This is a genomic window from uncultured Oscillibacter sp., from assembly GCF_910584465.1.
GTDB lineage: Bacteria > Bacillota > Clostridia > Oscillospirales > Oscillospiraceae > Oscillibacter.
Genome location: NZ_CAJUBK010000072.1, coordinates 1 through 10,182 on the forward strand (window position 1 = coordinate 1; position 10,182 = coordinate 10,182).

The 10,182-nt window shown below is 67.3% G+C and carries 9 protein-coding genes; 4 read left to right on the forward strand and 5 right to left on the reverse strand.

The annotated features are described in order from the left end of the window. Positions 1–1,434 (reverse strand): phosphoenolpyruvate carboxykinase (ATP) (locus QZ332_RS11925; RefSeq protein ID WP_295765684.1); only part of this gene is annotated, 1,434 nt, incomplete at its 3' end. 278 nt (positions 1,435–1,712) lie between these two features. On the opposite strand from QZ332_RS11925, the gene QZ332_RS11930 reads away from it, so the two are divergent. Both QZ332_RS11930 and QZ332_RS11935 read left to right on the forward strand, forming a co-directional pair. Beyond that, the gene (locus QZ332_RS11930) at positions 1,713–2,357 is read left to right on the forward strand and encodes a TetR/AcrR family transcriptional regulator (RefSeq protein WP_295765686.1); all 645 of its coding nucleotides are present in this window, start codon (positions 1,713–1,715) and stop codon (positions 2,355–2,357) included. Between the two features lie 88 nt (positions 2,358–2,445). Continuing rightward, positions 2,446–3,687: an MFS transporter gene (locus QZ332_RS11935; protein ID WP_295765689.1), complete on the forward strand. Its 1,242-nt coding sequence runs from the start codon at positions 2,446–2,448 to the stop codon at positions 3,685–3,687. A gap of 13 nt (positions 3,688–3,700) precedes the next feature. On the opposite strand, the gene QZ332_RS11940 is transcribed toward QZ332_RS11935, so the two are convergent. After that, complete coding sequence (locus QZ332_RS11940) at positions 3,701–4,087, reverse strand: MerR family transcriptional regulator (RefSeq protein WP_295765691.1); 387 nt, start codon at positions 4,085–4,087, stop codon at positions 3,701–3,703. Between the two features lie 167 nt (positions 4,088–4,254). Between QZ332_RS11940 and QZ332_RS11945 the strand changes: the two genes are divergently transcribed. Continuing rightward, on the forward strand, positions 4,255–5,745 hold the full coding sequence (locus tag QZ332_RS11945; RefSeq protein ID WP_295765693.1) for an S-layer homology domain-containing protein: 1,491 nt from the start codon (positions 4,255–4,257) through the stop codon (positions 5,743–5,745). Positions 5,746–5,871: 126 nt separating this feature from the next. On the opposite strand, the gene QZ332_RS11950 is transcribed toward QZ332_RS11945, so the two are convergent. The 3 genes from QZ332_RS11950 to QZ332_RS11960 all read right to left on the reverse strand — a co-directional run bounded on the left by QZ332_RS11950 (position 5,872) and on the right by QZ332_RS11960 (position 8,799). Next, positions 5,872–6,282: a hypothetical protein gene (locus QZ332_RS11950; RefSeq protein WP_295765695.1), complete on the reverse strand. Its 411-nt coding sequence runs from the start codon at positions 6,280–6,282 to the stop codon at positions 5,872–5,874. Between the two features lie 100 nt (positions 6,283–6,382). Further along, a complete protein-coding gene (locus QZ332_RS11955) occupies positions 6,383–7,552 on the reverse strand; it encodes a hypothetical protein (protein WP_295765697.1) in 1,170 nt (389 codons plus the stop codon). A gap of 122 nt (positions 7,553–7,674) precedes the next feature. Further along, positions 7,675–8,799 (reverse strand): D-alanyl-D-alanine carboxypeptidase family protein, encoded by a 1,125-nt coding sequence (locus QZ332_RS11960; protein ID WP_295765699.1) that lies wholly within the window; start codon positions 8,797–8,799, stop codon positions 7,675–7,677. 134 nt (positions 8,800–8,933) lie between these two features. Between QZ332_RS11960 and QZ332_RS11965 the strand changes: the two genes are divergently transcribed. After that, positions 8,934–9,977, forward strand: a complete 1,044-nt coding sequence (locus QZ332_RS11965) for an aldose epimerase family protein (RefSeq protein WP_295765701.1) — start codon at positions 8,934–8,936, stop codon at positions 9,975–9,977. Positions 9,978–10,182 lie beyond the last annotated feature (205 nt).

Consider the following 10,182-nt stretch of genomic DNA (forward strand, 5'->3'; position numbering starts at 1 on the left):
GCCCAGGGTGTCCTCCTTCTGGACCTTCTTGCCCATGAAGTCGCCGGTGTTGATGATATAGCAGGCCACGTCCTTCTCCGCCACCAGCTTCTTGAACTTCTCATAGTCGTTCACCAGGGGATAGGTGCGGAAGGGGTTGGCGTAGGGCTCGACGACCAGGGCGTTGGGATCCACGCCCTCCTTCAGCCGCTCGGCGCTGGAGCGCTTGGTGGCCAGGGTGGCGCCCATGACGGAGGCCAGGGACGCGCCCTTCAGGCGGACGATGGGGGGGATAGTGGGATCCTTCATGATCCAGAAGATGGCGTTGACGGGCGAGTCGATCTTGTCGACCCGGTTGGGGGACCAGAGCTTGGACTTGATGGCCCGGCCGTTGCCGTTGCGCACGTCCTCGGTGACCAGGACGATCTTGCCCTCGTCGTCCAGGGTGGCGGAGCAGTTCTGGGCGGTCAGCAGATACTTGTTGTCCTCGGCGGGGACGGGATAGTCGGCGGTCTTGTCGAAATAGGTGGGCTCCAGGGCGATCGACGCGCAGGTATCGGAGTTGATGATGAAGGCGTCGTCGTGGAGGACCTTGATGGAGGGGTACTTGCCGCCGTGCTTGGCGTGGGTCAGGGTGGACTTGCCGGAGCCGGACAGGCCGAACACCGCGGCGACGTACTTGCTGCCGTCGTCCAGGGTGTATTCCTTCTGCCCGCCGTGGCAGGAGGCGTAGCCGTTGCGGTTGGCGACGGCCCAGGCCAGGGTCAGCGTGCCCTTCTTATGCTCGCCGAAGTAGCGCATGCCCAGGATGGCGGCGCAGTTGGTGTCGGTGTTGAAGTAGCACAGGCACTTGGGATCGCAGATCTCCTCCTTGCCGGGGGCGCCGGTCCACTGGGGATCGGAGAAGATATAGATATCGGGCTCCTTGCCGCCGCCCACGGGCTTGGACTTCTTGTACATCTTGACGTACTCGTCGGACTGGTACTGGAAGTTCAGCATCCAGTTGTACAGGAGGTTCTCCTCGCCCTCGGGGATGAGGAGGTGGGCCTTGACCATGAACTCGGGATCCAGGCCGATGAAGACCTCGGCGTGGTACATGGTCTTCCAGCGGGTGTCATAAACGGCGTCCATGACGATCTTGTCCAGCTCGGCGGTGTTCACGCCGGGCTTGCCGGTGATGCGGCGGGCGGCGGCGTAACGGCCGGTGATGGACCCGTCGTTGAACAGCAGGACCTTCGCGTCGGGCTCCAGACCGAACTCCTCGCCGCGGTAGACGGGCATGTCGGTGACGACGGTGCCGGGGGAGTTCTTGGCCATGTCATAGGCTTCCCGGAGGGAGTTGATCTTCACGACGTTGTTGCCGTAGAAGGGGGCCTCGATGATGGAGCGGGTCTTGGAGAACCCGACCTTGCCGGGCCCGATCTCGGTCCTGGGATAATAGGATTTCGTAGACATATCTGTTCCTCCTTCAAAGTTTCCAAGCACCTGCGCAAAGAGGCGTCAGGGCCGCTGTGCGTACTTTGTTAATATACCCTGTTTTTCCTTAAAAAGCAAGAGCGAAAATGCCTCTTGCGGAAAAAGGAGCGGAAAAAGCGGGCGGGGCGCGTACGGCGGGGAGGCGGGCCCGTCAAGCCCCCCTTGACACCGGCCCCCCGCGGTGCTATACTGCAAACAGACCGTTGGTTTGTTTGGAGGGATGCTTCACGGCGCGGAACAAGTACCCGGAGGAAACGGTGCGGAAGATCCTGGACACGGCGGAGCAGCTGTTCATCGAGAAGGGCTATGACCGGGCCTCCCTCCAGGACATCCTGGACAGGACGGGCCTCTCCAAGGGGGCCATCTACCACCATTTCGCCTCCAAGGAGGACATCTTTTACGCCGTCTGCGACCGCATCGGCCGCCGGAACGGCGAAGTGCTGTCCCAGGTCCGGGACGCCCCTGCGCTGAACGGCCTGGAGAAGCTGCGGACCATGTTCAAGGCCTCCCTCCAGCCGGAGCGGCAGGCCAAGATGTTCTGCATGATGCCCTACCTGATGGACAACCCCAAGTTCCTGGCGGCGGAGATGCACAGCATCTTCACCGAGGTGGTCCCCTGCTTCGTGGAGCCCGTCATCCGCCAGGGCATGGCCGACGGCTCCATCCATACGGACCGCCCCAGGGAGCTGGCGGAGGCCATGATGATGCTGTCGGACGTGTGGATCAACCCCATCGTCCAGCCCTCCACTCCGGAGCAGATCCGGGCCCGCTGCGAGATCTACGACCGGCTGTTCCGGAGCTTCGGCATCGAGGGGCTGATCGACCAGGAGATCGTGGACACCCTGGTCCGCTATACGGAGATGGCCCATCCCCCGTCCCTGGACGGGGAGGCACACGACTGAAAAGAGACTGCCGCGCGCGGGCAGTTTCTTTTTGGAGATATAAAGACCGACGGTCGGTCTTTAAAATTCAAGAAAAGGAGCTGTCTTTATGAAAACAGACCGAGCGCCCCTGTTCCGCCGGGACTTCACCCTGGTGGTCGTCGGGCAGATCGTCTCCCTCTTCGGCAATGCCATCCTGCGCTTCGCGCTGCCGCTGTACCTGCTGCGGCAGACGGGATCCCCCGCCCTGTTCGGCGCGGTGGGGGCGGCGGCGTTCGTCCCCGCCGTGCTGTGCGCGCCCATCGGCGGCGTGGTGGCGGACCGGGCCGGCAAGCGGGACATCATGGTGGCGCTGGACTTCTCCACGGCGGGCCTGGTGCTGGCCTTCGCCCTTTTGCTGGGGCGGGCGCCGCTGGTCCCGCTGATGGTCGCCTGCCTCATGCTGCTCTACGGCATCGCCGGGGCCTATCAGCCCGCGGTCCAGGCCAGCATCCCCCTCCTGGCGCCGGAGCGGCTCACCAGCGCCAACGCCGTCATCAACATGGTGTCCACCCTGTCCGGCCTGCTGGGGCCGGTCATCGGCGGCGTGCTGTTCGGCGCCTTCGGCATCCGGCCCATCCTCTGGGTCAGCATCGGCTGCTTCGCCCTCTCCGCCGTCATGGAGCTCTTCATCCGCATCCCCCGCCGGCCCCAGGCGGCCGCGGCGGGGAGCGTGCCGGCCACGATCCGCCGGGACCTGGGGGAGAGCTGGCGCTTCATCCGCCGGGAACGGCCCGTGTTCCTGTCCGTCATGCTGGTGCTGGCGCTGTTCAACCTGGTGCTGTCCGCCGCCTTGATCGTGGGCATCCCCGTGGCGGTGGTCCAGGTGCTGGGCATGAGCGACAGCCGCCTGGGGCTGACCCAGGGGGCCATGGGCCTGGGCGGGCTCCTGGGCGGCATCCTGACGGCCCTCCTGGGGGAACGGCTGTCCCTCCGGCGGGGACACGCCGTGCTCCTGGCCGCCGGCCTGACGGCGGCGGGCATGGCGGCGGCCCTCCTGCCGGGGACCGGGCCCGCCCTTGGCTGGTGGGGCGTGACCGCCATGAGCTTCGCCATCATGGTCCTGTCCACTATGCTGGTGGTGGTGCTCAGCGCCGCCGTCCAGCGCCAGACGCCGCCGGAGCTGCTGGGGAAAGTGATGTCCTTCATCATGGCGCTGGCGAACTGCGCCTCGCCCTTGGGGCAGGCGGTCTACGGCGCGCTGTTCGAGTCCTGTCCGGCCTGGGCCGTCCTGCTGGGGGCGTCCGGGGCCGCGGCGCTGACCGCGCTCTATTCCAGGCGGGTGTTCCGGGAGCTGGACGGGGCCCGGTGACGGCCCGGGGCCCTCAGGTCATCTGTCCCCGCAGCTCCCGCTCCTTGCAGGCCAGCCCCTCCTCGTACCTCTCGATCTTATGGTCCAGCCGGTCCAGGGAGCGCTGCATATCCTCCATCCGCTCCAGCAGCTGCCGCCGCTGCTCTATCAGGAGCTGCTTGCGCTGTCCCATGGTCTCCTCCCCCTGCTGGAACAGGCGGCAGTACTCGCACAGGGCCTCGATGCCCACCCCGGCGGAGCGCATGCACTTGATCAGCTCCACCCAGCCCAGGGACGCCGCGTCATAATCCCGGACGCCGCTCCCGTTCCGGGGCACCGGCGGGATCAGGCCCACCCGCTCGTAATAGCGCAGGGTGTCGGCGGACAGGCCGTACTTCCTGCTCACTTCTGTAATGGTCATCCTTCTCCTCCTTGCATGGCACGCCGCGTTCCGTCATTTCCTTCAGCATACTCCTTAGAGCGGGCTCCAAGTCAAGGACTTTTTTCCTTCGACGGTCTTCGGTTTGACGAACGGGGAAAAATCTGTTAGAATAGGCAGATCGATCCAACGATAAGGAGCTGAACGATATGGAACGACTTCAGCGGGCGTTCGCCTGCCTCCTGCTCTGCGCCCTGCTGGCGGGCGCGGCCAGCGTCCCCGCCGCGGCCCTCTCCGACGTGCCGGAAGATCTCTGGGCCAAAGAGGCCATCGACCGCTGCATGGCCCTGCACTACCTCGAGGCCGGCCCCGACGGCGCCTTCGGCGTGGGCCGGGAGATGTCCCGGTCCGAGTTCGTGACCGCGCTGTGCCGCGTCCTGGGCTGGGAGCCCGCCTCCCCCGCCCGGGCCGTCTATGCCGACGTGTCCGAGAAAGAGCCCTATGCCGGCGCGGTCGAGACCGCCTACCGCCAGGGGGCCCTCACCAGCCAGGACGGCGACTTCCGCCCCGACGCCCCCATCACCCGCAGTGAGACCGCCGCCATGCTGATCCGGGCCCTGGGCTATGGCACCATCGCCGGGCTCGCCCAGGACACGCCCCTGCCCTTCCAGGACGTGGAGGCGGGCAGCGGCTACATCGCCATGGCTTACAGCATGGGGTTGATGGACGGCGCCTCCGACGCCGCCTTCTCCCCGGACGGCCATGTCACCCGGGAACAGGCCGCCGTCCTCCTCATGCGGCTCCACGACAAGCTCCGTGAGCCGGACACCGGCCGCATCGGCATCGCCGTCCGGCTGGCGGATCTGCCGGATCTCAAGGGTTATGAGGCCGTGGGCGTCGCCGCCGCCGTGCTGGCCTATAACGGAGAGCCCCAGCTCTCCTCGATCCTGAGCCGGACGGAAGCGGCCGCCATCTGTTCCGCCGTCACCGCCGCCGGGTCCAAGCCCCTGCTCTACGTCACCGGCGGGCCCTATCACGTCCGGGAGGGCGAAGCCGAGCTGCTGGCGAAGGTCCTGCTGGAGGCGGTGAGAACGGGAGGCTACGCGGGCCTGTTCCTGAACGCCTCCGGCCTCACCACCGCCGCCCAGCGCGACGAGCTCACCGCCGCCGCCCGCCTCCTGCGCGAGCAGCTGGGCGGGAAGCTCCTGTACATCGGCGCGGAGGGCCCCTCCCGGAAGGACGAGAGCTTCGGCTATGACTACGCCGCCCTGGGCGAGGCCGCGGACCGGCTGGTCCTCCGCTTCGAGCGGAGGGCCGAGACCGTGGGGGCGAACACCGCCGCCCCCCTGGAGCCCCTGGAGCGGATCTATGACGCGCTGAGCTTCCTCCGCGGCGTGGTGGGCCCCGACAAGCTGGCGCTGCTGCTCACCTCCACCGGCTCGGAGTGGGACGGCAAGGAGTCCCTGCCCCACAGCGGCGGGGAGATCGCCGCCCTGCTGGAGGAGCAGGCCGCCCAGAGCCATCGCTCCAGCCGCTATGCCTGCACCTTTTTGACCCAGGAGGAAGGCGGCGACATCTGGTATCTCGACGCGCAGGACATCCGGGCGCGGGCCCAGCTGGTCCGGCTCTTCGGCGGCGGATACCTCTGCCTCTCCGACCTGAACGACGCCCTGCCCGAGGTCCTGGAGGCCATGCCCTGAAACGAGGGCCCCTGCGCGGAGCCAAGGCGGCGGCTGAGCGGGAAACCCGCTCAGCCGCCGCGCGCACATGCGTACAGGGTCCAAAAAGGCCCCGTCCAAAAGGACGGGGCCTTCGCTTGTCCGCTTTTACAGGAAGCGCTGCATCCCGTCGGTGGCGGCGGCGGGGTCGGCGCTGATGGTGACGGTGAACTTGATGTTGTTCCGCTCGCCGAACGCATCCAGCCAGCTGAGGAAGTTCTCGGTCTCCGCGTCCACGTCCCGGCCGACGATCTTGCAGAAGTTGTCGATGAACATGTGGGAGATGTCATAGTTGCCCGCGTGCAGGCCGCTGATGAAGCCCTGGAGCAGGTCGTAGCTGTTGAGCTTGTATTCATGCGCGTCGATGAGGCGGATATGATAATGGATATCGTAGGTCATGTTGCGGTTGGCCTCGATACAGACCACGTTCCCCGGTTCGTCTTTCGCCGCGTTGTTGATCAATTCGATGAGCTGTTTGGTCTTTCCGGAACCTTTCATGCCCATAATGAGTCTGACCATATTAAAACACTCCTGTCATTTTGAAATCGCTTTGGCCTTGTCCTAAGGATAACACACTCCGCCGGAAAAAACAATCCAAAAAACCAAATTTAGCAATTGTTTACACGATCCCCGCCCCGGCGTACCAGCTCGGGGACACCGCCGCCGGCTCCGCGGGGACCTCGCGGGACCAGTCCCGGCTCCCGGCCCAAAGGCCGGACGGCTCCCCGTCCTCCTCTGCCGGGCAGGCAAAGGGATCTTTGTCCCCCATCAGCGCCGAGAGGGCCCCGGCGTATTGGAAGAAGTAGAGCAGCTTCCCCAGGGCCCGCGCCTCCCGCCCGCCCGGCCGGAGGATCAGGTTGGGCACGCCCGCCGCCGTGTGGCCCCGCAGGGCCCCCTCCACGGCCGCTTCCCGGAGGTGGCGGGGGAGCGGGTCCCCCGCCTCCGGCTCCAGCCGGACCACGGTCTCGAAAAAGCACCGGGGCCCCTCCAGGACGCACCGGTCCAGGGACCGGATCTCCCGGCTGCAGTCCACCGCCGCGGAGAGCAGGGCCCCGCCCCCCAAGCCCTTCGCCCACTCCAGCAGGGGATGGAGCCGGGGGTCCCAGCCGCACAGCAGCTCCACGGTGAACCCGGCGCGGCCCAGCTGGCGGCGGACAGCGGCATACCGCCAGGCGGGGTTCTCGAAGGAGGCGGCGGCGCACCGCTGCCGGATCTCGGAGGCCCCCGCCAGGAGCGCTCCCACGTCCACGCCGCAGGCCGCCAGGAGCAGCAGCCCCTGGGCCGACAGCAGGGCGAACCCGCCGCTATGGCGCGCCCCCGGGTCCCCGCCGTGCAGGATGTACCGCTCCGCCTGCGCGCCGTACCGCTCCTCCAGCGCCCGGCGGAGGATGCGGAAGGCCAGGCCCTCCCCGCCCCCGGCGGCGCAGAGGAGGACCTCCCCATGCGCCGCCAGCTCCAGCGCCCGGCGCAGCTCCTCCGGCGAGGGCAGTCCGCTGAGGAAGCAGATCCGCTCCGTCTCCCCGCCCAGGCATCCCGCCACGCCCCGGACGCCCTCCCGCAGTCCGCCGTCCTCCACCGCCAGCAGCGTCCGCCCCTGGGCCCGGACGCTCTCCGCCAGCGCGTGGAGGCGGAGCACCGCCGCGCCCTCCTCCGGCAGGCGGACCCAGTCCAGGCAGGGGCCTCCCCTTTGCAGCCGGTCCTGGGCCCGTTTCAGGCGGGGGCCCAGGGCCGCCTCGTAGGGCAGGGGCAGGAAACGCTCGATCTCGTACAGCTCAAACAGCTCCGGCATGATATGTATCATCCTTTCTCTTCCGTATCGAAAAACTCCAGCCCGGCAGGGAGCCCTGCCAAGCTGGAGTATACCACGTCCAAGGCGCAAGATCGGTCGTGAAAGCTCGAATGCCCCGTCCCTCACCCTGCCAGGCAGGCCACCCGCAGCAGCCGCCCCAGCATCTGTCCATAGGTCACCCGGGGCACCTCCTCCCCGGCCAGGAGGGGGATCTGCGCCACGGTCTCCTCCCCGGAGGTGACGCTCAGCGTCCCCAGCCGGTCCCCCAGGGCCACGGGGGCGGTGACCCGCTCCTCCAGCGTCACGGACTGGCGGAGGTCCCCGGCCTTGGCCTTCTCCAGCAGCAGCGTGCCCCCCTCGCCGGGCACCGGCTGGACCGTCGCCCGGGCCCCCAGCTCCACCGGGATGGGCGGCAGGGCCTGGTCCGGGACGATCTTCCGCAGGGCGTAGGAGGCGAAGCCGTAGCTGAGGAGGCCCTGGGCGTCCTCGAACCGCTGGGCGGACGTGGCCCCCTTCATGACGACGGCGATCAGCTCCATGCCGTCCCGCTCCGCCGTGGCGGAGAGGCAGTAGAGGGCGCTGTCCGTGGAGCCGGTCTTCAGGCCCGTGGCCCCCTCGTAGAACCGGACCAGCCGGTTCGTGTTCACCAGCTGGGACTCCCCGCCCCGCAGGGTGTCCATCCAGATGGTGGTGTACTGCCGGATATCCGGGTGGTTCAAGATCAGCTCCCGGCTCATCAGCGCGATGTCATAGGCGGAGGTGACGTGCCCCGCCGCCGGGAGGCCCGTGGCGTTTTTGAAGGCGGTGTCCTTCATCCCCAGCTCCGCCGCCCGCTGGTTCATCCGCTCCACGAAGGCGTCCTCGCTCCCCGCGATGGTCTCGGCCAGGGCCACGGCGCAGTCGTTGGCGGAGACCACGCAGACGGCCTTCAGCATGTCGCTGACGCTGAGCTGCTCGTTCTCCTTCAGCCAGATTTGGGACCCGCCCATGGAACAGGCGTGGGCGGAGGCGGTGATCATGGTATCATAGCTGAGCTGGCCGCTGTCGATGGCCTCCATGGCCAGCAGCAGCGTCATGACCTTGGTGACGCTGGCCGGCTCCCGCGCCGTGTGTTCGTCCTTGGCGAAAAGGACGGTCCCCGTCTCCTTCTCCATCAGGATGGCCGACGGCGCGGACACCTCCACGGCCCGGGCGCCGGTGGTCAGCAGCAGCACGGCGCACAGCAGCGCCGCTCCTCCTTTTTTCATGACGATCCCCCTTTGCTTGTCGCTTGTCTTTCAAGCCTATGAGCCTTCGAGGACATTCATGACAAACCCTTTGACCTCGCCGGGAAAATGTGCTATGCTGATCTCAACATCAAAATAGGAAAGAGGGGATCCCCATGGCTTCCTGCGCCCCCTTCGGCATCATGCCGGACGGAACCACGATCGAACGATACACCTTGACCGCCGGAGCCCTGTCCTGCGACATCATCACCTTCGGCGGGTCTCTCCAGTCCCTCCGGGTCCCGGACCGGGAGGGCCGGCCCGTGGACGTCCTCCTGGGCTTCGACACGCTGGAGCCCTACCGGACCCACGGAAAATCCTTCGGCGCCCTGGTGGGCCGCTTCGCCAACCGCATCGGCGGGGCCAGGTTCCCGCTGGACGGGACCGTCTATCCCCTGGTCGCCAACGACCACGGCGTCAACCACCTCCACGGCGGCGGCCTGGGCTATAACCGCCGCGTCTGGAAGGCGGGGCCCGCCTCGGACAGCGCCCTGACCCTCTCCCTCTTCAGCCCCAACGGCGAGGAGGGCTATCCCGGCGACCTCCTGGTCCAGGTGACCTACACGCTGACGGCGGAGGGCCTGACCATCGCCTATCAGGCCAAGAGCGACCGGGACACCGTCTGCAACCTGACCAACCACGCCTACTTCAACCTCTCCGGCCACGACAGCGGCCCGGTGCTGGACCAGACGATCCAGCTCCTGGCGGACCGCTACACCCCCACGGACGCCCGCTCCATCCCCACCGGGGAGCTGGCCCCCGTGGACGGCACCCCCATGGACCTCCGCCGGCCCACGCCCATCGGCGCCCATATCGACGAGGCGTTCGTCCAGCTGGTCCAGGCCGGCGGCTACGACCACAACTGGATCCCGTCCGGCGAGGCGGGGAGCCTCCGTCCCATCGCCCGTGCCGCTTCCCCGGCCACCGGCATCTCCATGGAGGTCCTCTCCACCCTGCCCGGCGTCCAGTTCTACACCGGGAACTATCTGGCGGGCTGTCCCGCCGGGAAGGGCGGCGCGGCCTATGACAGGCGCTGGGGCTTCTGCCTGGAGACCCAGTCCTTCCCCGATTCCCCCAACCACCCCAATTTCCCCTCCTGCGTCCTCAGGGCCGGGGAGACCTTCACCAGCACCACGACCTTCCGCTTCACGGCGGAGTGAGCATGGCGAAAAACAGGACCGGCCCTCTCGGGCCGGTCCTTAGTTTGTCAAAAAAGCAGCGGGGGCTCCTTCAACGGGAAGGGAGGGTGTGTGCGGGAGACCCGGGAGGGGTCTCCTGCACCATTCAAATCGCAAGTTTTCAGGACTTTTTTAAAAGTCCTGAAAACTTGCCCAGGCTGTCGAAAAGACGTTTTCGACAGCCTGG